The organism is Variovorax sp. V93, assembly GCF_041154485.1.
Classification (GTDB): domain Bacteria; phylum Pseudomonadota; class Gammaproteobacteria; order Burkholderiales; family Burkholderiaceae_C; genus Variovorax; species Variovorax beijingensis_A.
The window spans coordinates 1,472,051-1,497,332 of the sequence record NZ_AP028669.1 but is presented as its reverse complement, the minus strand read 5'-3'; the positions used below and the strand labels follow the sequence as shown (position 1 = coordinate 1,497,332).

Annotated in this window: 23 protein-coding genes and 1 riboswitch; of the genes, 9 read left to right on the top strand and 14 right to left on the bottom strand. The window is 68.2% G+C overall.

Annotation, left to right across the window (positions count from 1 at the left end; all coding sequences use genetic code 11):
- Window positions 1–15: 15 nt before the first annotated feature.
- The gene (locus tag ACAM54_RS07025) at window positions 16–1,602 is read right to left on the bottom strand and encodes an ABC transporter substrate-binding protein (RefSeq protein ID WP_369650272.1); all 1,587 of its coding nucleotides are present in this window, start codon (window positions 1,600–1,602) and stop codon (window positions 16–18) included.
- A gap of 123 nt (window positions 1,603–1,725) precedes the next feature.
- Window positions 1,726–1,856: riboswitch (glycine riboswitch) on the bottom strand.
- A gap of 141 nt (window positions 1,857–1,997) precedes the next feature.
- Window positions 1,998–2,786, bottom strand: a complete 789-nt coding sequence (locus tag ACAM54_RS07020) for a hypothetical protein (protein WP_309924763.1) — start codon at window positions 2,784–2,786, stop codon at window positions 1,998–2,000.
- Window positions 2,787–2,894: 108 nt separating this feature from the next.
- Here ACAM54_RS07020 and ACAM54_RS07015 point away from each other — a divergent pair, with 108 nt between their 5' ends.
- On the top strand, window positions 2,895–3,473 hold the full coding sequence (locus ACAM54_RS07015) for an NADPH-dependent FMN reductase (protein ID WP_369650271.1): 579 nt from the start codon (window positions 2,895–2,897) through the stop codon (window positions 3,471–3,473).
- A 6-nt stretch (window positions 3,474–3,479) separates the two neighbouring features.
- Here the strand turns inward: ACAM54_RS07015 and ACAM54_RS07010 are convergent, their stop codons facing one another.
- A complete protein-coding gene (locus ACAM54_RS07010; RefSeq protein WP_369650270.1) occupies window positions 3,480–4,613 on the bottom strand; it encodes a pyridoxal phosphate-dependent aminotransferase in 1,134 nt (377 codons plus the stop codon).
- A gap of 134 nt (window positions 4,614–4,747) precedes the next feature.
- Between ACAM54_RS07010 and ACAM54_RS07005 the strand changes: the two genes are divergently transcribed.
- The gene (locus ACAM54_RS07005) at window positions 4,748–6,199 is read left to right on the top strand and encodes a PLP-dependent aminotransferase family protein (RefSeq protein WP_369650269.1); all 1,452 of its coding nucleotides are present in this window, start codon (window positions 4,748–4,750) and stop codon (window positions 6,197–6,199) included.
- Between the two features lie 148 nt (window positions 6,200–6,347).
- Window positions 6,348–7,100, top strand: a complete 753-nt coding sequence (locus ACAM54_RS07000; RefSeq protein WP_369650268.1) for an SDR family oxidoreductase — start codon at window positions 6,348–6,350, stop codon at window positions 7,098–7,100.
- Between the two features lie 17 nt (window positions 7,101–7,117).
- Here the strand turns inward: ACAM54_RS07000 and cynS are convergent, their stop codons facing one another.
- The 7 genes from cynS to ACAM54_RS06965 all read right to left on the bottom strand — a co-directional run bounded on the left by cynS (window position 7,118) and on the right by ACAM54_RS06965 (window position 13,161).
- Window positions 7,118–7,561: a cyanase gene (gene cynS / locus ACAM54_RS06995; protein WP_012746482.1), complete on the bottom strand. Its 444-nt coding sequence runs from the start codon at window positions 7,559–7,561 to the stop codon at window positions 7,118–7,120.
- Window positions 7,562–7,607: 46 nt separating this feature from the next.
- Window positions 7,608–8,435, bottom strand: coding sequence for an ABC transporter ATP-binding protein (locus ACAM54_RS06990; RefSeq protein ID WP_369650267.1), 828 nt, complete (start codon window positions 8,433–8,435; stop codon window positions 7,608–7,610).
- 22 nt (window positions 8,436–8,457) lie between these two features.
- Window positions 8,458–9,330, bottom strand: coding sequence for a nitrate ABC transporter permease (ntrB, locus tag ACAM54_RS06985; RefSeq protein ID WP_369650266.1), 873 nt, complete (start codon window positions 9,328–9,330; stop codon window positions 8,458–8,460).
- A gap of 3 nt (window positions 9,331–9,333) precedes the next feature.
- Window positions 9,334–10,692 carry a CmpA/NrtA family ABC transporter substrate-binding protein gene (locus ACAM54_RS06980; RefSeq protein WP_369650265.1) on the bottom strand — a complete coding sequence of 453 codons (1,359 nt, stop codon included), beginning with the start codon at window positions 10,690–10,692 and terminating at the stop codon, window positions 9,334–9,336.
- A gap of 148 nt (window positions 10,693–10,840) precedes the next feature.
- On the bottom strand, window positions 10,841–11,509 hold the full coding sequence (locus tag ACAM54_RS06975) for a response regulator (RefSeq protein ID WP_369650264.1): 669 nt from the start codon (window positions 11,507–11,509) through the stop codon (window positions 10,841–10,843).
- 10 nt (window positions 11,510–11,519) lie between these two features.
- Window positions 11,520–12,701: a PAS domain S-box protein gene (locus ACAM54_RS06970; RefSeq protein WP_369650263.1), complete on the bottom strand. Its 1,182-nt coding sequence runs from the start codon at window positions 12,699–12,701 to the stop codon at window positions 11,520–11,522.
- 37 nt (window positions 12,702–12,738) lie between these two features.
- Entirely contained in the window at window positions 12,739–13,161 is a 423-nt protein-coding gene (locus tag ACAM54_RS06965; RefSeq protein ID WP_209534701.1) for a DUF1348 family protein, read from the bottom strand.
- Window positions 13,162–13,254: 93 nt separating this feature from the next.
- Between ACAM54_RS06965 and ACAM54_RS06960 the strand changes: the two genes are divergently transcribed.
- The 4 genes from ACAM54_RS06960 (at window position 13,255) to ACAM54_RS06945 (ending at window position 17,500) form a co-directional block, all read left to right on the top strand.
- Window positions 13,255–13,845 (top strand): TetR/AcrR family transcriptional regulator, encoded by a 591-nt coding sequence (locus ACAM54_RS06960; protein ID WP_369650262.1) that lies wholly within the window; start codon window positions 13,255–13,257, stop codon window positions 13,843–13,845.
- 22 nt (window positions 13,846–13,867) lie between these two features.
- Entirely contained in the window at window positions 13,868–14,752 is an 885-nt protein-coding gene (locus ACAM54_RS06955; RefSeq protein WP_309924755.1) for a LysR substrate-binding domain-containing protein, read from the top strand.
- Window positions 14,753–14,895: 143 nt separating this feature from the next.
- Entirely contained in the window at window positions 14,896–16,053 is a 1,158-nt protein-coding gene (locus tag ACAM54_RS06950; RefSeq protein WP_192328725.1) for an alpha-hydroxy acid oxidase, read from the top strand.
- 106 nt (window positions 16,054–16,159) lie between these two features.
- On the top strand, window positions 16,160–17,500 hold the full coding sequence (locus ACAM54_RS06945; protein WP_369650261.1) for an MFS family transporter: 1,341 nt from the start codon (window positions 16,160–16,162) through the stop codon (window positions 17,498–17,500).
- A 24-nt stretch (window positions 17,501–17,524) separates the two neighbouring features.
- On the opposite strand, the gene ACAM54_RS06940 is transcribed toward ACAM54_RS06945, so the two are convergent.
- Genes ACAM54_RS06940 through ACAM54_RS06930 form a run of 3 tightly spaced genes read right to left on the bottom strand, consistent with a single transcriptional unit; the run spans window position 17,525 to window position 22,656 of the window.
- On the bottom strand, window positions 17,525–18,499 hold the full coding sequence (locus ACAM54_RS06940) for a tripartite tricarboxylate transporter substrate-binding protein (RefSeq protein ID WP_192328722.1): 975 nt from the start codon (window positions 18,497–18,499) through the stop codon (window positions 17,525–17,527).
- 27 nt (window positions 18,500–18,526) lie between these two features.
- Window positions 18,527–19,879 carry a hypothetical protein gene (locus tag ACAM54_RS06935; protein ID WP_369650260.1) on the bottom strand — a complete coding sequence of 451 codons (1,353 nt, stop codon included), beginning with the start codon at window positions 19,877–19,879 and terminating at the stop codon, window positions 18,527–18,529.
- Window positions 19,879–22,656 carry a tannase/feruloyl esterase family alpha/beta hydrolase gene (locus ACAM54_RS06930; RefSeq protein WP_369650259.1) on the bottom strand — a complete coding sequence of 926 codons (2,778 nt, stop codon included), beginning with the start codon at window positions 22,654–22,656 and terminating at the stop codon, window positions 19,879–19,881. The genes ACAM54_RS06935 and ACAM54_RS06930 overlap by 1 nt, the downstream gene beginning before the upstream one ends.
- Window positions 22,657–22,776: 120 nt before the next feature.
- Here ACAM54_RS06930 and ACAM54_RS06925 point away from each other — a divergent pair, with 120 nt between their 5' ends.
- Both ACAM54_RS06925 and ACAM54_RS06920 read left to right on the top strand, forming a co-directional pair.
- A complete protein-coding gene (locus ACAM54_RS06925) occupies window positions 22,777–23,697 on the top strand; it encodes a LysR substrate-binding domain-containing protein (RefSeq protein WP_145741316.1) in 921 nt (306 codons plus the stop codon).
- The gene (locus tag ACAM54_RS06920) at window positions 23,694–24,698 is read left to right on the top strand and encodes a Bug family tripartite tricarboxylate transporter substrate binding protein (protein ID WP_369650258.1); all 1,005 of its coding nucleotides are present in this window, start codon (window positions 23,694–23,696) and stop codon (window positions 24,696–24,698) included. The genes ACAM54_RS06925 and ACAM54_RS06920 overlap by 4 nt, the downstream gene beginning before the upstream one ends.
- A gap of 11 nt (window positions 24,699–24,709) precedes the next feature.
- On the opposite strand, the gene ACAM54_RS06915 is transcribed toward ACAM54_RS06920, so the two are convergent.
- Window positions 24,710–25,273 (bottom strand): putative glycolipid-binding domain-containing protein, encoded by a 564-nt coding sequence (locus ACAM54_RS06915; protein WP_145741313.1) that lies wholly within the window; start codon window positions 25,271–25,273, stop codon window positions 24,710–24,712.
- Window positions 25,274–25,282: the final 9 nt, after the last annotated feature.

Sequence of the window (25,282 nt, the reverse complement as noted above, 5' to 3'; positions counted from 1 at the left end):
GGCGACGCGGCGCGCTCAGCTCTTCCTGATGTTCCAGAACACATTGACCGGCGAGCGCACCACGCCGCTCACCACACCCTTGCGGTAGGCCGTGAGCGGCTTGTATTCGCCGATCGGCGCGTAGATGCCGGTGTCGTACACGCGCTGCTGGATGGCCGTGGCCAATTCCTTGCGCCTGGCCTCGTCCGCGCTCGCGAGGAAGTCGAACTTCAGCTGTTCGAGCTTGTCGTCGGTGGCCCAGCCGAACCAGCCCTTCTCGCCGTTGCCCGTGAGAGGCGCGTAGAACATCGGGTTCATGTTGTCGGCAATGCCCCAGCCGGTGATGAAGAGGTTCCAGCCGCCCTTGTCGACCGGGTCCTTCTTGGCGCGGCGCGTGACCAGCGTGGGCCAATCCATCGACTGCATATCGACGTTGAAGCCGGCCTGCTTCAGCAGCTGCGCCATCACCGGCGGAAACTTGTTGAGCAGCGCGAAGTCGGCTGGATACATCAGCACGACCGGCTTGCCGTCGTAGCCCGCTTCCTTGAGCAGCGCCTTGGCTTTCTCGAACTGCGGCTTGCCGGTGAAGTAGCCGGTCTTGTCGTTCGAGAACATCGTGCCGCACGGGTAGACCGAGGCGCAGCTGTTGTAGAGCTCCTTGTGCACCATCTGGGCGCGCATCAGCGCCTCCTGATTGATGGCCATGATGGCGGCCTGCGCGATCTTCGGATTGTCGAAGGGCGGGATGACGTGGTTCAGGTGCAGCGCGAACGAGCCCTTCGGGATCGGGTTGTCGACGGTGATGGCGGAGTTGTTCTTGAGTGCCGTGTACTGCTCCGGCGGCAGCCATTCGATCATGTCGACCTCGCCGTTGGCGAGCGCATTGGCCTGCGTCTGGGCGTCTTTCAGGATGATCCATTCCATGCGGTCGACGTACACGTTCTTGCCACCCGCCGTGCCCGAAGCTGCCTCGGTGCGCGGCACGTACCTGGTGTTCTTCAGGTAGACCACCTTCTCGCCAGGGCGGTACTCTTCCTTCTTGAAGATGTAGGGACCCGAGCCCGTGGCGTCGTCGATCTGCTTGTCGGCCGGCGTGGCGGCCACGCGCGCCGGCATGATGAAGGGCGGATTCGACGAGGGCTTGCTCAGCGCGTCGAGCACCATGCCGAAGCTGTCCTTGAACACCAGCCTGAAGGTGTTGGCGTCGACGGCCTCGGCCTTGTCGAGCGCGGCGTACATCTTCTGGCCCAGCCCGTCGCGCTGGCCCCATCGCTTGAGCGACGCCAGCACGTCTTCCGAGGTGACCGGCTTGCCGTCATGAAACTCCAGGCTCTTGCGCAGCGTGAAGGTCCATGTCTTGCCGTCGGCGCCGGTGGTGTACTTGTCGACCATCTGCGGCTTGACCTTGCCCTGTTCGTCCACGCCGAAGAGCGTGTCGTACACGGCATAGCCGTGGTTGCGCGTGACGAACGCGGTGGTCCAGATCGGGTCGAGAATCTTCAGGTCCGACTGCGGCACCAGGCGCAGCACCTTGCCCGCATCCTGTGCGAACGCGCTTGTTGCGGCGGCAGCGGCAAGCATGGCGCCCGCGACAACGGCTTTCAGGTTTCGTTTCGACAGCATCTTCGGTTCTCCGGTTGAAAAATCGTGAGGAACGGGTTTCGATTCAGGCGCGGTGCGCTCGAACAGAAGTCATGAAGAAGAAGCCTCCGGAAGCGCGCAAAGGCCACCCCGCGCACTGCGCGAGATGCCCCTGCTGTCCTTTGGCCTGAGAGATTCACCATGCACGCTCATCGCGCAAGGCTTGCCCCTTCGGCGGCCGCCCTCGGAGTCCTTTGTATTCAGAACCCCGGGCAGCGCTCTCCAGCGTTGGTCAAGTTGTCCAGTCTTGGGACCTGAGCGTTATGGGCTGTCGCCTTCGGTAATGCACTAACTCGAAGCATCGAGCCGGCATTTCTCCTGGACGTTTTCTTCCAAGCAGAATGCGTGCCACTCGGGCACCCACTCGAACGCGTGTGCTACTGCGGCCCGCCGCAGAAGCTCACCCTTTCGGTGGTCCTGGCGGTGAAGTGAAGGCGCGTGGTGGTGGTGTCGCTGGCGGGCGTGTTCTGCGGCCATTCGCTCTGCAGCCACGTGTACTGCCAGCTGTAGGCCTCGCCTGGCCTGGCGGGTTCGCCGTAGGTGATGCGGAGGCTGCCGCTGCTCTCGTCGTGGCAATGCTTCGACCGCTTGTATTCCTTTTCGCTGAAGCAGGCGCGGATCATCTTCGAGCATGAAAAAGGAATGCCTTCGTATACGGCCCTGGTTGCGTCCTCGAGCGGCACGAAGTCGGCCTTGCTGAACGAAGCGCCGCCGCCCGAATACATCTCCGACACCGTCTGGAGCACGGCCGCGGCCCACCGCCCTTCTGCCAGCGGGTAGAGCGCCGGCGCGAGGGAAATGCGCGCGTCCGCCATGCCGGGGTCCGCTGCTTTCCTCATCAACGCGGCCGCATAGCTGCTGAAGTCGTGCAGGCGGCTGAGCTGCCACGTGCCTGCAATGCGCCTGATGCGCGCCATGGCCAGCGGCTCGCCCGAGAACACCGCGTAGTCCCCTGCCGCCGCGCCGCGCGGCCGGTACAGGCCCAGCGCCTGCGGATCGCAGGGCTGCGGCAACAGCGCGCACAAGCGCGCGCGCCAATCCGCATCCAGCGATTCCGGCTTCTTCACCGCATCGAACAACTGCGCCGACGGCGCGGCGCCCACGCGCCCCGCGAGCAGCAGGACGAGCATCGAGGCGGTGGTGCGCAGAATGGGCAGCAGGTTCATGGACCGGCATGGTAGCCAGCCCGCAAGTTGCTGCAACCAATTGCGGCGCGGGCGAGCCGATGTTGTAGCCTTCGCCCCACGGCCATCCCGGCCTCGAACGGAGCGAAGATGGCAGACAGGATTCTGGTGTTCTATGGCTCGTACCGGTCGGACCGCATGGGCATTCGCCTGGCGGACTACCTGGTGGCGGGACTCAACGCGCGAGGCGCCGAAGCCGAGCTGATCGACGCCAAGGCCGTCGACCTGCCCATGCTCGACCGCATGTACAAGGAATACCCCCAGGGCACCGCGCCCGCGGCCATGGAAGCGCTGGCGCAGAAGATACGCGGCGCGGACGCCTTCGTCTTCGTGACCGGCGAATACAACTGGGGCCCGCAGCCCGGCTTGAAGAACCTGACCGACCACTTCCTCGAGGAATGGTTCTGGCGCCCGGCCGCCGTGGCCAGCTATTCGGCCGGCCGGTTCTCCGGCGTGCGCTCCGGCACCGTGTGGCACTCGATCCTGTCGGAGATGGGAATGGTCGTCGTGTCGAGCACATTGGCCGTCGGGCCCATTTCGCAAACGCTCGATGCGAACGGCAGCGCGGGCGAATCGCTCGATCGCTCCTTCGGAAGGTTCGCCGACGACCTGGCCTGGTGGACCGAAGCGGCGCGCGCGCAGCGGGCGCGCAAGGCACCGCCGTATTGACTGGCCTTAGCTATCGAGCCGCGCGGCTTCCGTCAGCGCAACCGACACGCACTCCAGCGCAATCGCCAGCTGCGTGAGCGTCGGCAATCCGAACCCCAGGCGGAACACCAGCGGGTCGTCCCCGAACCATGGGCCGGGCGCGACGCGCGTGCTGTACCTGGCCAGCGCCGCATAGAAGCGCTCGACGGCCGCGGCATCGAAGAGCTCGCGCCTGAGCCGCATGCAGCACAGCGCCCCGGCATCCGGACGCACCCACTCGATGTGGCCCGAGTGGCGCGACACCCAGCTCTCGGTGAACTGCAGGTTTTGCGAGAGGAGCTTTCGCCGCTCGCCGATGATCCGGTCGCGCTGCCTGAAGACAGCCAGCGCGAGTGCCTCGTCGACCGGCGAGCAGGAGATCACCGTGCTGAACTTCGCCGTGACCAGCGCCTGGCGCAGTGCCGTGTCGCGCGTGATGGCCCAGCCGATGCGCAGGCCCGCCGAGCCATGGCATTTGGACAGCGAGGACACCGAGACCACCCTGCCGCCCAAGTTGACGGCGCCCGGCGCCGCGGCATCGTCGCCATAGGCAGCCTCGCGGTAGGTCTCGTCGATCACGAGCCAGGCCTTCGGCGCATGTTCGGCCAGCATCGCCACGATCTCGCGCAAGGTCTGGGCCGGAATCGCGACGCCCGAAGGGTTCTGCGGCGAGGCGAGGCTCACCACTTTGGTTTTCGAGGAGAGCAGCTGGCGCAGCGCATCCAGGTCGATGCGGTAGCCGGTGTCGAAGCTCAGCGGCAGCACGCGCGTGGTGGCGCCGACGGCAGTCAGCGCGTTGCGCGCCAACGGAAACACCGGCTCGGCCACGACGGCTTCGTCGCCCGCCTGGCACAGCGTGAAGGCGATGAGAAAAAGGGCGTGGGCACCGCCGACCGTGACCACCACGTCGTCGGCGTCGACGCCATGTTCGTTCGCGATTTCCTGGCGCAGGCCCGGGCTGCCCGCCGCCGTACCGTAGTCCAGCGCAAAGTCGGCATCGTCGCCGAAGGCCATGTCGACCAGCTCCGACAGCCGCACGCTCGGCCCCACGCTTTCGGCAAGGTCGAAGCGCGGCGCCTTGCTGACGAGGGAAATGATTTCGTTGTCTGGAAACCGTGCCATGTGCTGCCGCTTGATCCATTGCTGTCGATGGCTCCGATGTTGCAGTTTCATGACTGTCGATAACAGCCACACTTTTATGAAATTCGATGCAGTACAGTTGCGTGCAGTGCCATCCACGCCAGCAGGAGTGATCCGTGTCGCAGCCCCCCCGGTTCCGCTATGAAGAAATTGCCGATTTCGTGGCCGGCCTGGCCGGCCGCGGCACGCTGAAGCCCGGTGCGCGGGCGCCCTCGCTGCGCGAGATCAGCACGCAGCAGCGCACCAGCCTGAGCACCGCGGTGCAGGCCTACCGCCTGCTCGAAGACCGCGGCATTCTCGAAGTACGGCCGCAATCGGGCTATTACGTCGCCAAGGCGCCGCCCGCCCTGCCCGTGCCCACCACCGCGCGCCATTCGATCCGGCCGGCCAAGGTGGAACTCTCGGGCCTCATGCTCGACCTGCTGAAGCACGCGTCGGACGAAGCCTTCGTGCCGCTCGGCTGCGCCATTCCCAACCAGCGGCTGCTGTCTTCCTCCAGGCTCGACCTCGTGCTGGCCCGCACGGCCCGCGTGAAGGGCAGCCAGTGCAACACCTACTCGCCGCCGCACGGCGAGATGTCGCTGCGCCTGGAGATTGCGCGCCGCGCGCTGCGCTTCGGGCAGGCGCTGGCGCCCGACGACATCGCCATCACCTGCGGCTGCACCGAGGCGCTGGCGCTCGCGCTCGACGCGGTCACGGAGCCCGGCGACACCGTCGCCATCGAATCACCGACCTACTTCGGGCTGCTGCAGGTGCTGCGCGCAAAAAGGCTCAAGGTGGTCGAGCTGCCGACCGATGCCGACACCGGCGTCTCGGTCGATGCGCTGCGCGAAGTCGTGGCCTCGGGCAAGGTGCGCGCCTGCGTGCTGGCGTCGAGCTTCAGCAATCCGCTCGGCTGCACCATGCCCGAAGAAAACAAGCGCGCCGTGCTGCGCCTCCTGGCCAAACACGGCGTGCCGCTGATCGAGGACGACGTGTACGGCGACGTCCATTTCGGCGAGGAGCGGCCCCTGCCCTTCAGCGCGCTCGACACGCACGACAACGTCATCTATTGCGGCTCGTTCTCCAAGACGCTCGCGCCCGGCTACCGCATCGGCTGGATCGCCACGCGCCGCCACATGGCCCGGGTGCTCGAAACCAAGTTCGCCACCAGCCTCGCCACGCCGGTGCTGACGCAGGTGGCGCTCGCCACCTTCCTGTCGAACGGCGACTACGACCGCCACCTGCGCCGGGTCCGGCGCGAGTTCGCCGACACGCTGGAGCGCATGACGCGGGTGATCGAGCAGGCGTTCCCGCCGGGCACCAAGGTGTCGAGGCCGGCGGGTAACTTCGTGCTGTGGGTCGAGCTGCCCGAACCCGCGGACACGCGGCTCCTGTTTGCGCAGGCGCTGGAGAAACGCATCTGCTTTGCGCCCGGCGTGGTGTTCTCGGCCAGCGGCAAGTACGCCCACTGCCTGCGCCTGAGCGGCGGCCACGGCTGGGACGCGCGCATCGAGAAGGGCCTGCGCACGCTTGGCGCCATGGCGGGCAAGGAGCTTCGCCGGCCGGCCGCCGCGGCAGGCAGCTGAGCGCCGGCAAGGACCTCAGGTCTTGCAGGATCAGGCAAGAAGCCCGTTCGATCCGGATAACGCCCGCGGCCCCATCCGCGAGAGACTTGCCTCCATGCCCGGCGCAGCGTTGCGCCATGGTCCACACCCATCGCACGAGGAGAGTCTCATGAGCGCAATCCAGGAAAAAGTCGTCCTCATCACGGGCGCAAGTGGTGGCATCGGCGCGGCGGCCGCGCGGCTCCTGGCGCGGCGCGGCGCCAAGGTGGTGCTTGGCGCGCGCCGCACCGACCGGCTCGAAGCGCTGGCCAAAGAAATCACCGCCGCCGGCGGCACCGCGAGCTTCCAGCGGCTGGACGTCACCTACCGGCCCGACGTGGAAGCATTTGCCGAATTCGCACTCGAAACGCACGACCGCATCGACGTGCTGGTGAACGCCGCGGGCGTGATGCCGCTGTCGCCGCTGTGGACGCGCAAGGTCGACGAATGGGAGCTGATGCTCGATGTGAACCTGCGCGGCGTGCTGCTGGGCATTGCAGCGGTGCTGCCGACCATGCAGGAACAGGGCTGGGGCCACATCGTCAACGTGGCGCCGGTGCCCGCGCAGGGCGTGTCGCCGAACTCGGCCGTGTATTGCGGCACGCAGTACGCGGTGGACGCCATCTCCGAAGGCCTGCGGCAGGAGCACGCAGGGAAGGTGCGCGTGACGGTGGTTCGCCCCGACGTGAGCGAGGCGGACCGCACGCTGGCCGACCGCATCGCGGCCTGCAGCAGCTTCGAGCGCATGGTCACGCGCCGGCGCATCGCGGTGCCCGCGGAAGCCGTGGCCCGCTCGATTGCGGGCGCCATCGAGGGCGGCAGCATCTCGGCCCCGCGCCGCCCCGCATGGCGGCCGAGGCCGGCCGAGCACGCCGCGTTCTGACGTTCCGAGGGGCCGCGTCAATAGGTCTTGTAGGGCAGGAACTTGCCCGAGAGCACCACGTTGACGCGGTCGCCCTTGGGATCGGCCTGGCGCTGGATGTCCATGCTGAAGTCGATGGCGCTCATGATGCCGTCGCCGAATTCTTCATGGATCAGTTCCTTGATCGTGGTGCCGTATACGCTCACCACCTCGTACCAGCGGTAGATGAGCGGATCGGTCGGCACGGGCGTGGGCAGCGAGCCCTTGTAGGGCACCACCTGGAGCCACTTCTGCTCCTCGGCGGTCAGGCCGAAGATCTTGCCGATGACCTTGGCCTGCTTGTCGTCGAGCGTCATCTGCCCGAGGCATGCGGCGGTGGTCCACTCCTTCGAGAGGCCGACTTTCTTCGCCACATCGGCCCACTGGATGCCCTTGGACACCTTCACGGTGATGATCTTCTCGGTGACGTCGTTGCGGTTCATGCGGGTTTGCTCCTGATTGAAATGAAGAAGAAGAACGAAGAAAGAGTCACGACGCCTTGGCGCGCGTGACGAGGAAATCGACGATGTGGTTGCGCAGCGCGTAGTAGCCATCGAGGTGGTGCAGCGAAGCGCGCGTGCGCTCGCGCGGCAGCGGGTTGACCACGGTCTCGGCGATGTTGCCGGCGCGCCAGCCGCCGCCCGGCTGGTCGGCGCCGTTGGTCATCAGCAGGATGCGATCCGCCAGCAAGATCGCCTCGTCCACGTCGTGCGTGATCATGAAGACGGTCTGCTGCGTCTGGCGCACGATGGCCATGAGCTCGTCCTGGATGGTGCCGCGCGTGAGCGCATCCAGCGCGCCGAAGGGCTCGTCGAGCAGCAGCATCTTGGGCTGGATGGCAAAGGCGCGCGCAATGCCCACGCGCTGCTTCATGCCGCCCGAAAGCTGCGCGGGCTTCTTGTCGATGGCGGCGTCGAGACCCACCATGGCCACGAAGCGCTCCACCTGCGTGTTGACCTGCGCGGCCGACCAGTCGGGCCAGCGCGAAGCCACCGCGAAGGCGATGTTCCTGCGCACCGTGAGCCACGGCATCAACGCGTGGCTCTGGAACACCACGCCGCGCTCCAGGCTCGGTCCGGCCACTTCGCGGCCGTCCATGAACACATGGCCGGCGCTCGCCTGGTCCAGGCCCGCCAGCACGTTGAGGATGGTGGTCTTGCCGCAGCCCGAGTGGCCGATGATGCAGACGAACTCGCCGCGATCCAGCGTGAACGATACGTCCGCGAACACCGGCCGCGCCGGCACGAAGGCCTTGGCCAGGCCCTCGATGCGCAGGAAGCCGCTGGTGGCGGGCCGCAGGGCGGAAGCAGTTGTCATGGGGGCGCCTCGTTCCGATCGATCACTCCACATAGGTCACTTTCCGTTGCAGGCCCGCGAAGGCCTGGTCGAGCAGCATGCCGACGATGCCGATCACCAGGATCGCGAAGATCACGTTGGTGAGCGAGAGGTTGTTCCACTCGTTCCAGACGAAGTAGCCGATGCCGGTGCCGCCGACCAGCATCTCGGCCGCCACGATGACCAGCCACGCGATGCTCATGCTGATGCGCATGCCCGTGAGGATGGTGGGCGCGGCCGCCGGCAGGATCACGCGGAACGCGCGGCGCAGCGGCTTCACCTCCAGCGTGCTCGCCACGTTGAGCCATTCGCGCTTGACCGAGGCCACGCCAAAGGCGGTGTTGAGCAGCATCGGCCACACCGAGCAGATGAAGATCACGAAGATGCCGCTGACCGACGAGTCCTTGATGGTGTAGAGCGCAAGCGGCATCCACGCCAGCGGAGAAATGGGCTTGAGCACCTGGATGAACGGATCGAAGGCCTTGTGCAGCAGCGGCGACATGCCGATCACGAAGCCGAGCGGCACCGCCACCACGCAGGCCAGCAGAAAGCCCAGCCCCACGCGGGCCAGCGAGTACGCCAGCTGAATGGCAATGCCCTTGTCGTTGGGCCCGTTGTCGTAGAAGGGGTTCGAGAGATGCTTCCAGGCGGTCACGGCCATTTCCGCCGGCGTGGGAAAGCCCGAGCTCTTGACCTGCCCGCCCGGATCCTTGCCGAGCATCTTCTGGTATTCGATCTGCTCGGCGGTCATGCCCGCGGCGGCACCGGCGCCGGCCGCGGGCAGGGTGGCCAGCTGCCACGCGCCGACCAGCAGCAGGAACATCAGGAGCGACACCAGCGCCGCCTTCAGCGAAAGAGGGGTTTTCTTGCCGCGCATGGTTCAGGCCATCTTGCCGATGGCAAAGCTCTTGACGTAGTCGTCGGGCTTCGCGGGATCGAACACCTTGCCCATGATGGTGAACTTGGGGTACGCCCCTTCCGGCGCGGCCTGGCCGAGCTCCTTCATGCGCTTCTTCGCATCGGTCAGCAGGAACACCTTCTCGGCAATCTGCCGGTAGTTGACGTCGCCCTTCACATAGCCCCAGCGCTTCATCTGCGTGAGCATCCACACGGCCATCGACTGCCACGGGATCGGATCGAAGTCGGCGCGGTCGGGCACGGTGCGGATGTTGCCCAGGCCGTCGGCGAACTTGCCCGTGAGCACTTGCGTCAGTACGGTCTCGGGCTGGTTCAGGTACTGCGCGGGCGCGATCACCTTGGCGATGAGCTCGCGGTTCTTCGGGTCGCGCGCCATGGCCGATGCGGTGAGCACCGAGCGCACCAGCGCGGCAAAGGTGTTGGGATTCTTCTCGATGAATTCGGCCGAGGTGCCGAAGGCGCAGCAGGGATGGCCGTTCCACAGGTCGCGCGTCAGCAGGTGCAGGAAGCCGATTTCCTCGAACACCGCACGCTGGTTGAAGGGGTCGGGGCCCAGGTAGCCGTCGATGTTGCCGGCGCGCAGGTTGGCCACCATCTCGGGCGGCGGCACCACGCGGATCTGGATGTCGGTGTCGGGGTTCAGGCCCGCCTCGGCCACGTAGTAGCGCAGCAGGAAGTTGTGCATGCTGTACTCGAAGGGAACGGCAAACTTCATGCCCTTCCACATCTTCGGGTCGCGCTTGTCCTTGTGCTTGTTGGCCAGCGTGATGGCCTGGCCGTTGGTGTTCTGGATGGTGGCGACGTTCATCGGCACCTGGTTGGAGCCCGCGCCCATCGAAATGGCGAGCGGCATGGGCGACAGGAAATGCGTGGCGTCGTATTCCTTGTTGAGCATCTTGTCGCGGATCAGCGCCCATCCTGCGGTCTTGACCACCTCGACGTTGAGCCCCTGCTTCTGATAGAAGCCCAGCGGGTGCGCCATGATGAGCGGCGTGGCGCAGGTGATCGGAATGAAGCCGATCTTGAGATTGGTCTTTTCGAGCGGTGCCTTGTCCTGCGCCATGGCCTGCAGTGCGCCCAGCGGCAATACCGAGGCAATGGCGGCGCGCGCGGTGTTGGCGCCCACGGCGCGCAGGAAGCCGCGGCGCACGCTGTCGACCGGGAACAGCGCCTTCATGAGGCTGGCTTCGAGCTTGTCGTCGGGGCTGACGTCGATCTCTGTGGCCCCACGGCCATGGTTGCGGCCGCAGGCGCAGCGCATGTTCAGTGGCCGGTCGGCGTCGTAGAGATCGCAGGCAGTCGAATCGGATGGGCTGGACATGGTGGTGCACCTCGGTGAAAAGATGCCTGCCACGATGCAAGCCCCGGGCCGGAAGCGAGACCCAAGGGCCCGGCGGCCGCAGATCGTGCCGCGCTTGTCGAGGCCTTGTAGGGCTGGCACTACAAGGCAGTGCCCGCCGGCTGCGTTTTCAGGCCGCGGGGGCGGCCTTGCCGTGGCGCTCGGCATACAGCGCGAGCTCGACGTCGTTCTTGGTGCCGGTCTTTTCGAGGATGCGCGCGCGGTAGGTGCTCACGGTGTTGGACGCGAGGCCGAGCTGCGCACCAATTTCGCTCACGCTGTGGCCGGTACTGAGCAGGCGGTACACCTGGTGCTCGCGGTGCGAGAGCTGCTCGGGGCCCTGTCCCACGTTGCGGCCCACGGCCGCGGCCAGCGCTTCTGCCGTGGCCGCGGAGACATAAAGGCCGCCGGCGGCCACCTTGCGCACGGCGCCCACCATGTCGTCGGCATCGGCGCTCTTGTTGAGGTAGCCCGAGGCGCCGAGCTTGATGCAGCGCACGGCGTACTGCTTCTCCGGGTAGGTGCTGAGCATCAGCACCGGAAGCGTGGGCCAGTCCTTCCGCAACGCCTGCAAGACGTCGAGGCCGTCGCGCCCCGGCAGCGCGATGTCGAGCAGCACCACGTCGAGGCCGTCGGGGCCGCCGAGTTCCTGTACGGCGGCGAGCACCTCCGGGCCGGTCTGGGCTTCGGCGCGCACGGTCATCGAGGGCAGGCCGTTGGAGAGGTCGCCGAGCATCTGCTTCAGGCCTTCGCGCACGATGCGGTGGTCGTCGCCGATGAGTACGCGGATGTCGTCCATGTCGCCAAGCCTATACCGGCAACGGCAGATGCAGGCAGAAAGTGCTGCCCTCGCCCACGCGGCTGTCGATCTCGATGCGCCCGCCGAAGTGACGCGCTCGTTCCCGCATGCCGAGCACCCCGTAGGAAGTGGCGGCCTCGAAGGCCTGGACCGGCGCGCCCACGCCATCGTCGCGCACGCTGATGCTCAGTTGCGTGTCTTCGACGCCGATGCGGATGCCGAGGCTGCGCGCCTTCGCATGGCGCCCGACGTTGCTGAGCATCTCCTGGAAGATCCGGAACACCGCAATGGCCGCAGGCTCGGGCAGCTCCACCCCCGCGGGCACGTCGAAGTGCCACTGCAGCACCAGCTCGGCCGACTGCACGAACTCGTTCGCCTGCCATTCGAGCGCCGCCCACAGGCCCTGGTGGTCGAGGATGCTGGGGCGCAGGTCGGTGATGATGCGGCCCACGTTGTCGACCGCGCGCTCGATCAGCTGGCTCATGTTGCCGCACTTGCCGCGCATCTGGTCGCGCATGGCCTGCGCCGCATCGGGCGTGCGCTCCTGCTGCTCGCCCAGGCGCTTGCCGATCCAGTTGACATCCATCTTGAGCGCCACCAGCAGGCTGCCGAGCTCGTCGTGCACCTCGCGGGCGATGCGCGTGCGTTCATCTTCGCGCACCTTGTCGAGCCAGGCCGAGAGCTCGCGCAGCTGCACCAGCGCATCGCTCAGCTCGCGCGTGCGCTCCTGCACGCGCAGGCCGAGCTCGTCCTTGGCCTGCTGCAGCGCCTCGGCCTGGCGGCGGCGCTCGGTGATGTCGACGAAGGTGATCACGGCGCCGCGCACCTGCGCGCCGTCCATGATCGGATGGCTCGAATACTCCACCGCGAAGGCGCTGCCGTCGCGGCGCCAGAACACCTCGGTGTCGATGCGGCACGGCAGGCCGCGGCGAAAGGCGTTGAAGATGGGACAGTCCGTGTCGGCGTAGTGCGAGCCATCGGGATGCGAATGGTGCGTGAGCTCGTGCATGTTGCTGCCGATCACGTCGCGCGCCTCATGCCCCAGCATCTGCGCGCCGGCCCGGTTGATGAACATGCAATGGCCGTCGAGGTCGATGCCGAAGATGCCCTCGCCGGTCGATTCGAGCAGCAACCCCAATTGGTGCTGCCAGAGCGGGTGGCTGGCGGTGGGGTTCAGTACGGGTGTCTCCATGCACCAAAAGCAAGCAACACCCGTGCCCGCAGACCGGTCAGCGCTCCCAGCGGAACTTGCGATCAGCCTCGGCAATGGGCTGGTCGTTGATGCTCGCGAAGCGCCGCTGCATCAGCCCGTTCTCGGCGAATTCCCAGTTCTCGTTGCCGTGGCTGCGGAACCACTGGCCGGCTGCGTCGTGCCATTCGTACTCGAAGCGCACCGCGATGCGGTTGTCCATGAAGGCCCAGAGCGACTTCTTCAGGCGGTAATCGTGCTCGCGCTCCCACTTGCGGGTGAGGAATTCCACCACCTGTTCGCGGCCGTTGACGAAGTCGGCGCGGTTGCGCCACTCGGTGTCGGGCGTGTAGGCCAGGCTCACGCGAACCGGGTCGCGCGTGTTCCAGGCGTCTTCGGCGGCCTGGACTTTCTTCAGGGCGGTCTCAAGGGTGAAGGGCGGCAGCGGAGGACGTGATTCCATGGTGGTCTTTCGTTGAAGGTGAAGTGAGGAAATGGCGAAGGCCCGCAATGTGCCACATGTAGACAGACCTGTCTACATGCCTACAATAGCGCCATGGACATCTCCGCACTGCCCGCACGCGAACGCATCCTGCTCACGGCGCACGAGCTCTTCTATGCCGATGGGATCCGCGCCACCGGCATCGACCGCGTCATTGCCGCCTCGGGCGTCACCAAGGTCACCTTCTACCGGCACTTCCCGTCGAAGGACGACCTGGTGCGCGCCTTTCTCGATCACCGGCATGCGCGATGGATGGCGTGGTTCGTGGATGCACTGGGACGCCGCGGCGCGCACGAACGCGCTGGCGATGCCGGTGCCTTGCTGCTGCTTGCCGACGTGATGGCCGAATGGTTCGCCGACCCCGAATTTCGCGGCTGCGCCTTCATCAACTCGGTGGCCGAGGTGGGCGGCAGCGTGGAGGGCGCCGCGCAGCGTGCGCGCGAACACAAGCGCGAGATGGTGGAGGTCATTGCCGGCCTGCTGCCCGCGGCCTTGCCCGCACGCATGGCGCTCGCCCAGACCGCGGCGCTGGGCGTGGACGGCGCCATCGTCAAGGCGCAGATGGGCGGCGCGGCCCTGGCGCGCGAAGCGGTGGACGATCTGCGGCGCCTGCTCGAGGCACTGGCCGCCACGCTGCATCGATAAGATCGCTCCCGGAAAACACCCCATGGCATCGACGCGACTTCCCTCCACGCAGGGCCTGCAGGCCTTCGAGGCCGTCGCACGGCTGCGCAGCGTGAACCTCGCGGCGGAAGAGCTCAGCGTGACGCCCAGCGCGGTGAGCCACCGCATCCGGCAGCTCGAGACGCTGCTCGAACTCAAGCTTTTCGCAGGCAACGACTTCGGCCTGAGCGCCGACGGCGTGGCCTACCTGGCCCGCGTGCGCGAGGCCATTGCGGCGCTGCAGCAGGTGCCCGGCCGCGAGCCCGCATCTCAGGTGCGGCGGCTGCGGGTGGCCGTCACGCCCACGTTCTCCCGCCAGATGCTGCTGCCCCGGCTCGCGCGCTTTCGCGATGCCTATCCGAACATCGAGCTGATGCTGCAGGTGACCATGCCGGTGCGCAACATGACGGCCGAAGAGGCCGACCTGGAACTGCGCTTCGGCACCGGGCCTTTTCACGACCGCGAGTTCTGCCAATTGCTGGCCGACGACGTGGCGCCCGCCTGCAGCCCGGCGTACCTGCAGCGCCACGGCCCGTTCGACGGCTTTGCGACCGATGCCGAGGTCTCGCGCGTGCAGCTGCTGCGCACGCCGCTCGAGTCGTGGCGCACCTGGTTCAAGGCCCGTGGCATCGGCCTGCCGGAGCCGGCCACAGGCCACCAGTTCAACGACCTGGGGCTGGCGCTCGACGCAGCGGCCGAAGACTTCGGCGTGGTGCTGATGCACCTGAAGCTCGGCAGCGCCTGGCTGGAGAACGGGCGCCTCGTGCGGCTTTCGGCAGAGAGCGCGCCCTCGCCCAACGCCTACTTCCTGTGCTGGCGGCCGGGGGCGATGGAGCGCTGGGAGTGCGCGACCTTCGTCGAATGGCTGCGCCAGGCGCTGCGCGACTGAGCTGAATTCTTTTCAGCTGCGGGGCGGGTAAATTTCAGCCCGGCCGGCGCCGGGCCGATCACACTCGGGCCGCCGCGGGCCATGCCATCATGGCGGGCCTTCCGCAAGAACGAACAACAGAACACCCTACAGGAGACCGCCTCGTGCCCGACCTTTCCAAGATCACCTGCATCGAAGACCTGCGGGTGATCGCCAAGCGGCGTGTGCCCAAGATGTTCTACGACTACGCCGATTCCGGCGCGTGGACCGAAAGCACCTACCGCGCCAACGAGAGCGACTTCCAGAAAATCAAGCTGCGCCAGCGCGTGGCCGTGAACATGGAAGGCCGCTCCACGCGCTCCACCATGATCGGGCAGGAGGTTGCCATGCCGGTGGCCATTGCGCCCACCGGCCTCACGGGCATGCAGCATGCCGACGGCGAGATCCTGGGCGCGCGCGCGGCCAAGGCCTTCGGCATTCCGTTCACGCTCTCGACCATGAGCATCTGCTCGCTCGAGGACATTGCCGAGCACACCGGGCGGCATCCGTTCTGGTTCCAGCTCTATGTGATGAAGGACCGCGACTTCATCGAGCGCCTGATCGAGCGCGCCCGCGCCGCGAACGTGTCGGCGCTGCAGCTCACGCTCGACCTGCAGATCCTCGGCCAGCGCCACAAGGACATCAAGAACGGCCTGTCGACGCCGCCCAAGCCGACCATCGCCAACATGATCAACCTGGCGACCAAGCCGCACTGGTGCCTGGGCATGCTCGGCACCAAACGCCGCACCTTCGGCAACATCGCGGGCCACGCCAAGGGCGTGAAGGACCTGTCGTCGCTGTCGTCCTGGACCGCCGAGCAGTTCGACCCGGCGCTCAGCTGGGCCGACGTGGAATGGATCAAGAAGCGCTGGGGGGGCAAGCTGATCCTCAAGGGCATCATGGACGCCGAAGACGCGCGCCTGGCCGTCGCGAGCGGCGCCGACGCGCTCATCGTCTCCAACCACGGCGGCCGCCAGCTCGACGGCGCGCCCTCTTCCATCGCGGCGCTGCCGGCCATCGTCGATGCCGTGGGCCGCGAGATCGAGGTGTGGATGGACGGCGGCATCCGCAGCGGGCAGGACGTGCTCAAGGCCCGCGCGCTCGGCGCCCGCGGCACGCTGATCGGCCGCAGCTTTCTCTACGGCCTGGGCGCCTACGGCCAGGCCGGCGTGACGCGCGCGCTGCAGATCATCCACAAGGAACTCGACATCACCATGGCCTTTTGCGGGCGCACGAATATCGAGAACGTGGATTCGGGCATCCTGCTGCCGGGGACCTTCTAGCCCCTTCGGGCGGCAGGCTTGCGGCGCTGGCTGACAGCGCGCAAATGCGTGCGTGCAGAAAATGTTGCTTCCAACAACATCGCCTGCACGGGCGGCACAACGCATCATGAGCGCAGCCACTTCCATTTCCGGGATCTCTTCGGCCCCCGCATCGCCTCCCCCACCGCCCCACTACACCGCAGAAGAAAAACGCCACCGCGTCTTCTCGATCATGGCCGCCTCCTCGGGCAACCTGGTCGAGTGGTTCGACTTCTACGTGTATGCCTTCTCGGCGCTGTATTTCGCGTCGTCCTTCTTTCCCAAGTCGGACCCGACGGTGCAGCTCCTGAACACCGCCGGCGTGTTCGCGGCAGGCTTCCTGATGCGGCCGATCGGCGGCTGGCTGTTCGGGCGCATCGCCGACAAGGTCGGGCGCAAGACCTCGCTGCTGATCTCGGTCTCGATGATGTGCGGCGGCTCGCTGGTGATTGCCTTCCTGCCCACCTATGCGCAGATCGGCGCCTGGGCGCCTTTCCTGCTGCTGGTCTGCCGGCTGTTCCAGGGCCTGTCGGTGGGCGGCGAATACGGCACCACCGCCACCTACATGAGCGAGGTCGCGCTGCGCGGGCAGCGCGGCTTCTACTCGTCGTTCCAGTACGTCACGCTCATTGGCGGGCAGCTGCTGGCGGTGCTGGTGATCGTGGTGCTCGAGCAGCTGCTCACCGAAGCCGAGCTCAAGGCCTGGGGCTGGCGCATTCCGTTCGTCATCGGCGCCGTGGCCGCGGTGGTGGCGCTGCTGCTGCGGCGCACGCTGCACGAAACGCAAAGCGCCGAGGCCAAGGCCAACAAGGAGGCTGGCACCATGACCGGGCTCTTCAAGCACCACATGCCGGCCTTCCTGACGGTGCTGGGCTTCACGGCCGGCGGTTCGCTGATCTTCTACACCTTCACCACCTACATGCAGAAGTACCTGGTGAACACGGTGCACCTGCCGATCAAGACCGCGAGCTACGTGATGACCGGCGCGCTCTTCCTCTACATGTGCATGCAGCCGCTGTTCGGCGCGCTGTCGGACCGCATCGGGCGGCGCAACAACATGCTGCTGTTCGGCGGGCTCGGCGCGCTGGCCACGGTGCCGATCCTCACGGCGCTGCAGCACACCACCAACGCGGTGGCGGCCTTTGCGCTGATCATCGCGGCGCTGGCCATCGTGAGCTTCTACACCTCGATCAGCGGCATCGTGAAGGCCGAGATGTTTCCGCCCGAGGTGCGCGCGCTGGGCGTGGGCCTGGCCTACGCCGTGGCCAACGCGATCTTCGGCGGCTCGGCCGAATACGTGGCGCTGGGGCTCAAGTCGCTGGGCCACGAGTCGGCCTTCTTCTGGTATGTGACCGCGATGATGGTGATCGCCTTCCTCGTGAGCCTGCGGCTGCCGCGGCAGGCGAGCTACCTGCACCACGACCACTGAGGCCGCGCGCGCATCGCGTCTTCGTCAGTCCGCGTAGACGCCCGCGGCCTTGATGATGGGGCTCCACTTGGCGATCTCGGCCGCCACGAACTTCCTGTGGCCCTCGGGCTCGATGCGGCCATCGGCGGCCACCACGGCACCCAGGCCTTCTTCGCGCTTGATGAAGTCAGGGTCCTTCAACGCCACCTTCAGTGCATCGTTGAGCTTCTTCAGCACCGGCGCCGGTGTTCCCTTGGGCGCGTACAGGCCATGCCAGATGGTGACCTGGAAGTTCTTCAGCCCGGCCTCGTCGAGCGTGGGCAGGTCCTTCAGCAGCGGCATCGCGAGGCGCCTGGGCGTGGTGACCGCATAGGCCTTGACCTTCTTCGCCTCGATCTGCGGCGAGGTGTTGGTGGTCTGGTCGCACAGCAGGTCGATCTGCCCGCCGATCAGGTCGGTGATGGCCGGTGCGGTGCCCTTGTAGGGCACGGGCGTCATCTCGGTCTTGGTCGCGCTCTGGAAGAGCAGCCCGCACAGGTGCGAGGCCGAGCCGATGCCCGCGTTGCCGATGTTGATCCGGCCCTTGTTGGCGGCGATCCAGCCGGCAAGCTCCGCGTAGTTGCCGGCCGGAAGGCTCGGCTTGGCGATCAGCGTCATCGGCACGTCGTTGACGATGCCGAGGTATTCGAAGTCGCTCTCGACCTTGAACGGCAGGTTGCGCACCAGCGTGGGCACGGTGGCCATCGCGATGTGGTTCAAGAGCAGCGTGTAGCCGTCGGGCGCGGCGCGCGCCACCTTGGCCGCACCGATGGAGCTGCCGGCACCGGGCACGTTGTCGATGATCACGCTGGCGCCGCCCAGAGGCTTGCGCAATGCCTCGGCCAGGTCGCGCGCCACGCGGTCGGTCGGGCCGCCCGCGGCAAAGGGCACGACGATGGTCACGGGCTTGCCCGCGGGAAAGTCCTGCGCATGCGCGCCGGCGGCCAGGACGATTGCCGCAAGGGCGAACAGTTTCTTCATGGGGGTCTCCATCGAGTCGATAAAAAATCAGGGTGCCCGCGCAGGCACGCGGGTTTCGAGCGCCGGTGCCTGCCACTCGGGCTTGATGTGGCAGCCGTTCTTGCCGTCGGTGTCGTAGCGCGGCATCAGCGCCGCGCAGCGCTGCGCCAGGCTCGCGGGCGTGGGCTTCTCGCCCTTGTCGATCCAGTCCATCAGGGCTTCGAAGAGCGCCGGGTATTCCGAATCGCTCAGGTAGCTGTGCTCGCGCTCGGCGCTGAAGCTCTGCACCAGCATGCCGCCCGTGCCGGCGGCATCGCGGATGCGCCGGTAGGCGTCTTCGAGCTCGACAAAAGCCGTGGGGTCGTCGATGGCATGCAGGGCCACGGTGGGCAGCGCGGTGCGGCCTGAAGGCTGGCTGTCGGCGGCGAGCGCGCCCTTGGCCTGTGGATCGGCCGCATAGCGCGCCACGCCGGCATTCAGCGCCGCATCGTCAGCCGAGCCCTGGTAGGCCACACCGATGTTGCCGAACGGGTTGCGCCCGTCCAGGCGCTGCTGCACCAGGTCCTGGAACAGCCAGGTGGCCCAGTTCAGGTGGCCCAGCAGCGAGCGCTCCTGGATCTTCACGACCGACAGGATGGTCTTGAGCCGCGCGGCCTGCTCGGGCGTGCGCTGCGCGGCGGGCAGGCCGACGCCGGTGCATTCCCTGACGCGCGCGGCCAGTTCGGCGCGCGTGAGCTTCGACTCCATCGGCAGGCCCTGCCACAGCGGGTATTGCGGCTCGTCGGGCTTCGGATGGTTGCGGCACACGTACTGGTAGACCACGCGCAGGTCGAGCCGGAAGTCGTAGGCGCTGTTGCCGCCGCCGAGCACGCCGCTGGTGAGCAGCAGTCCGTCGTACGGGCTCTTGGCATCGCCGGCCGGTGCATAGAGTTCGGCAGCCTTCGCGGCCACGCCCGCGCCGTAGCTCTGGCCATGCAGCAGTGTGCGGCGCGGCGGGCCGAAGCGCTGCACGAAGATGCGGCGCAGGCGTTCGGTGTCTTCCGCGGCCATGGTCACGCCGTAGCCGCCGCGACGGTAGGTGGAGCCGGCCCAGGCGTAGCCGGCCTTCACGGTGACGGCCCAGCGCTTGAGGTCTTCCTCGCTGCGCTCGAGCCGGGGTGGACCGGTCTCGGGGCCGCCATGGGCATGCATCACGAGCACGCGGTTCCACGCCTGCGGTATGGCGATCCAGTAGAGCGCGCCGGCGCCATCGGCGCCGGTATAGCAGCGCGTTTGCGCGGGCACCGGCGCCGGGCAGGCCGTGGGTTTGGGGCCCCAGGCGGCGGCCTCGGCCGCCAGCGCGGCGAGGGTGCCGAGCAGCGCGAAAGCGAAGTTGCGAAGAAGCGGGTTGCTGTCGTTCATCAATGCCGTGCTCCGAGTTCCAGCGCCGCGGCCGTTCCCGATGCGGAGACGAAGCCGAGAACGCCGTGGGTGAAGATGAAATTGCCGGGCCGCCCCGCGTCGGCCTGCACCACCCCGGGCACCGGCGTGTCGTAGCTCAGTACCGCGGCGGCGCCGCCCAGGTTGAAGGCGCTGCCTGCCACCGTGGCCTCGCGGCTTTCGCCTTGCACGCTGGCCATGGCGTAGCTGCCGTCGGCCGCGCCCGCCAGCAGGCTCTGCTGCGGCGCCAGCAGCCGCAGCCCGGTGCTGGCGGCGGATTCGCGCACCAGGTGCAGCGGCACCGCGCTGCCGTTGACCAGGCCGATCACCATCGAGCCGGTGAGCGTGCCGCCCGTGGTGGTGGCGCCGCCCGTCGGCGAGGTGGTGCGCAGGTCGAAGGCGTTGCGTGCGGCGTTGTAGCTGATGTAGCCCTTCTCGGTCTGCGTGCAGCTGGGGTCGTAGGCCATGAAGCTGCCGCTGGCCGCGTCGCGGCAGTACTGGAAGGTGCCCGCGTTGCGCAGTCGCACCGACGAGGCATGCGCCACCGCGGCGCCGCTGCCCTGCTGCACGCCCACCGCATTGAAGATGTTCGCCACCGGGTTGAACACCGTGGGCGTGGCCGCGTTCTCGAAGGTGGCCTGGAAAGCCAGCAGCGGCGTGAAGCCGCCGCCGGCCGGCGCGTTCACGCCGCCGAGCAGCACGCCACCCGGCGAGAAGCTGAAGACCGCGCCGCTCTCCGCACTGGCGTAGCTGCACTGGCCCTGCGCCACCAGCGTGCCGCTGCGCTGCGTGCCGGCGGCGCGCTGCAGGCTGGCGTCGATGGTCACGGTGTAGGCCATGGTGGCGGGGTCGACCAGCACGCTGAGCTCTTCGCCGAAGCCGTTGCCGCCCTTGTAGGCCGTGGCGGCCGCGGGCAGGTTCGGACAGGCCAGCGGATCGCCCACCTCGGTCACGCAGCTGTAGTTGACCGCCGCGTCGAGGCTGCCGCTGCCGCGGTACCTGGGCCACGACGGAAAGCGGCACAGCGGGCGCGTGCGGCCATAGGTGCCGGCCACGGCGTCCACCGCCACGCCGGTGGCGGGCGCCAGGCCCTCCTCCACCCAGGCTTCGAGCGCCGCGAGCGAATCCCAGTTGGGAATGAACACCCCCGTGCCATGGCCCATGCCGGGCACGGTGTAGAAGCGCACGCTCTCGTCCACCGCGGCCTGTCCCAGCGTGGCGACGAGCTGCCGGTAGTAGTCGATGGTGGAGTTGGGGCTGATCACTTCGTCGGCCAGGCCATGCAGCATGATGATGCGCCCGCCGTGCGCGAAGAAGGGTGCGAGGTCCGGATTGGTGGCATCGGTGAGCTTCGACACCTCCACGACGCGCGCCGTGTAGCCGGCCGGGTCCAGCGGATCGAAGCCGAGCGTGTCGAAGCTGTCGATGCGCGTGACGAAGTACTTCACCCACTGGTCGCCGGTGACGTACATGTTGGCATCGGCCGAGGTGGCCGGATTGGCCGGCACTTTGCGCGTGCCGAGGTCGCGCGTGGTGTACGGCCCGGCCACGAGCGCACCCTCGAGCAGGTTGTAGCCGCCCGCGCGGCGCACGCCGTTGGCGAGCGTGTAGCGGGTGAACTCAAGCGGCGACTCGATGGTGCGCACGGTGGCGATCTGCGCGTCCGACAGGCAGGTGTCGCCGGTGTCCAGCCCGCCGCTGCAGCGCAGCGATGCAAGGATGGGCGCATTGAGCTGGCGGCAGCTTTCCACGTTGCTCACGATGTTGTCGGCCGCGCCGTCGAGCTTGTCGCAGGCCTGCATCGCGGCCTTCTGCACCAGCAGCGTCTTGGCCACGTTCATCCAGCCGGCACCGCCGTTGCCGTAGAGCGCACGCCCCGCCGCCACGTTCGACAGCCGCGTGCCCGTGTAGTTGAGCGCGGGCTCGTTGGCGATGATGCCGTCGTAGTCGAGCGGCCAGCGCTGCACGTAGCCGAGCGCATCGCGCCCGCCGGTGGAGGTGCCGAGGAAGTAGGCCTTCTTCGGCTTCACGCCGTAGTGCGCGAGCACCAGCGCCTGCGCCACGTCGCGGGTCTTCTTGAGCGACAGGCCGCCGTAGTTGGCCAGCTGCTCGTCGTTGGCCGCGAAGCGGCCGTCGGTGATGCTGCTCGCCTGGTGGCCCGAATCATCGCCGTAGGTGGCATAGCCGAGCGCGAGCGGCGCGGGCTTGCCGGCCGGGCCGAAGCGGATGGTCTCGGTGCCGTCGATGAGCACGCCGTCGAAACCACCGCCGCCGAAGTGGATGGTCTTCCGGTTCCACTTCCCGGGCAGGTTGAGCGCAAAGTTGATCGCCTGGGAGGCAGGGTCGACGGGCTGGATGGTGCCGCGCACGCGGCAGTAGTCGCCCATCAGGTTGCCGGCGTCGCCCGCGGCCACGGGCGTGGCGCTGGTGACGGTGGCGCCCTGCGTGGGCAGGCCGATCGCCGAAGCGCTCAGGCTCTTGCCGGCCAGCTCCGCGCACGAGAGCACCGGCACCACGGGGGGCGGCGGCACGTTGTCCGGCGGGTCGGCGTCGGGCGGGCCGTTGCTGCCGGCGGGCGGCACCGGGAAGAAGAAGCCGCCGCCCCCTCCACCTCCACCTCCACCTCCACCTCCACCACCACCACCACCACCGCCACCGCCGCACGCGGCCAGGACCAGGGAAAGGCCGATCGCGGTGCCGAGCGGGCGGCAGGCGCGGAAAGCGGCGCGAATCATCGATGAGGGGCGCGGTGTGCGCATGGACTTGTCTCCGGCATGCGGCCTCGAAGGACCGCTTTTTTGAACAGGCGGCCGGACGATAGGTGCACGGGTGACCTGGGGTCAAATAAAATAACAAGGCACTTTCAATACAAAAAACATATGGACATCCGAGCGCTGCGCTACTTCACGGCCGTGGCCGGCACCGGCCACATGACGCGCGCCGCCGAGCAGCTGGGCATCCAGCAGCCGCCGCTGAGCCTGCAGATCAAGGCGCTGGAGCGCGAGCTCGGCGTGCTGCTCTTCAGGCGCCATCCGCGCGGCGTGGCGCTCACCGATGCGGGGCGGCTGTTCCAGGCCGAGGCGCTGCGCATGCTGCAGGACATGGAAGCCATGAAGCAGCGCATGGCGCGCGTGGCCAAGGGGCAGGCCGGCACGCTGGCGGTGGGCTTCACGAGCTCGGCCGCGGCGCACCGCTTCATGCCCGAGGCCCTGCGCGCCTTCCGCCGCGCGCATCCGGACGTGGAGCTGCAGCTGCGCGAGGACAACGCCGCCGAGCTCACCGAGGCGCTGGCCGCCGGCCGCCTGCACTGCGGCCTGCTGCGCGTGCCGGTGGCGCGGCCTGAAGGCCTGGTGTTCGAAACGCTGCTGCGCGAGCCGGTGCTGGTGGCCATGCCCATCGACCATCGGCTTGCCCTCGCGCGCAGCAAGGCCTCGCGCGCGCTGCCGCTCGCCAGGCTGTGCGAGGAAGGCATCATCCTGGTGCGGCGCCCCGGCGCGCCCGGCCTCTATGCCGAGCTGCTCGCGCTGTGCCACGCCAAGGGCCTGCGCCCGCGCGTGGTGGCCGAAGTCGATCGCATGATGACCAACCTGAACCTCGTGGCGGCGGGGGTCGGCCTCTCGGTGGTGCCGGCCTCGATGGGCGGCGTGCATGCGCATGCCATCGCCTATGCGCGGCTCGCCGACGGCGGGCAGCTCGACGCGCCGCTCACGCTGGTGCTGCGCGCCGAGGAAGACAACCTGCCCGCGCAGCACTTTGCGGCGCTGCTGCGCCGGCTCGCGGGCGAGCACCCGCGCTCATGAGCACGCGCATGCCGTCGCAGCGCCGCCGCTTCGTGCGCCGCGTGGGCGCGCTGCTCGCTGCCTCGTGCGCGATGCCGCGCCTGCTGCACGCCGCCGCGCCGCCCTGGCCGCAGCGGCCGGTGCGGCTGATCGTGGTGTATCCGCCCGGCGGCGTGAGCGACGGCATGGCGCGCGCGCTGACCGAACCGCTCGCGCAGGCGCTGGGCGTGCCGGTGCTGGTCGAGAACCGCGCCGGCGCCGGCGGCAGCGTCGGCATGGACGTGCTCGCGCGCGCCGCGCCCGACGGCTGCACGCTCGCCTTCTCGGCCATCAGCCCGCTCACGCTGCAGCCGCTGCTCGCGCGCGTGGCCTACGACCCGCTGCGCGGCTTCGCGCCCGTGGCCAGCGTCATGCGGACCCCGGTGCTGGTGGTCGGCACGCCCGCCTTCGCGGGCCGCAGCTTCGCCGACCTGGTCGCCATGGCGCGCAGCCGGCCGGGCGCGCTGCGCTGGGCCAGCTCGGGCGTGGCCACCATCGGGCACATGGTGCTGGCGCAGGTGCGCATGCAAAGCCGCACCGACATCACGCACATCCCGTATCAGGGCGGCGGGCCGCAGCTCAACGACGCACTCAGCGGTCAGTTCGAGCTGCTGTCGACCAACGTCGCGGCGCAGCAGTTGCAATACATCGAAAGCGGCCGCCTGCGCGCGCTGGCCGTGGGCGCGCCGGCGCGCATCGAGGCGCTGCCGTCCGTGCCCACGCTTGCGGAGCTGGGCTTCGAGAAGGCCAACCGCGATTCGCTGTTCGGCATCTTCGCGCCGGCGCGTACGCCCGTCGCCGTGGTGCAGCGCCTCAATGCGGAGATCAACCGCCTGCTGCGCGCCGAGCCGCTGCACACCCGCCTGCGCGATGCCCACAACATTCCGGCGGGCGGCCCCAGCGAAGACTTCGCGCGCGAGATTGCCATCGACCGGCGGCGCAACCGCGAACTGGTGGCCGGGGACCGCTCGCAGTTCGACTGACCAGCCCTTGCCTAGGCTTCGGCGCTCCAGAGGCCGGGATAGTCGCGCACGAAGCCGTCCTGCGCGACGCGCAGGGTCGCCGCGTAGTCGAAACGCTTGGCCTCGTAGGCGTAGGCGTCGTCCGCGGTTCGCTCGTAGCGCTGCATCAGCTCGCTGAGCACGCCGCCGCCGTCCAGGTCGACCCAGGCGGCCGGCGCGTCGGCGCCCTCGCCCTTTGCCAGGTTGAGCCGGCGCAGCTGCAGCAGGTTGGTGGCGGGCGTGAAGCCCAGGTCGAGATCGGTGCAATGCGACAGGTCGGGCACCGCCTCGTCGTTGAGCTTCCAGTTTCCGCGCGCATCGCGGGCAATGGCCAGGTCGATGGCGCTGCCGCCGAGCCAGCCGCGCACCGTGCCCCACTGCGCGTGCCAGTGCAGGTCGCAGCGCACGCGGTAATGCAGCTGGCCGATGCGGCCGTCCTCGAGGCGGAACACGGCGGCGCCGTCGAGCTGCCAAGCGGTGGCGTTGCGCTCGAGACGACAGGCGTCATGGCCCGGTGCATCGAGCCTGCGCCACAGGATGGAAGCGACGGTTTGCATGGCGCGGAT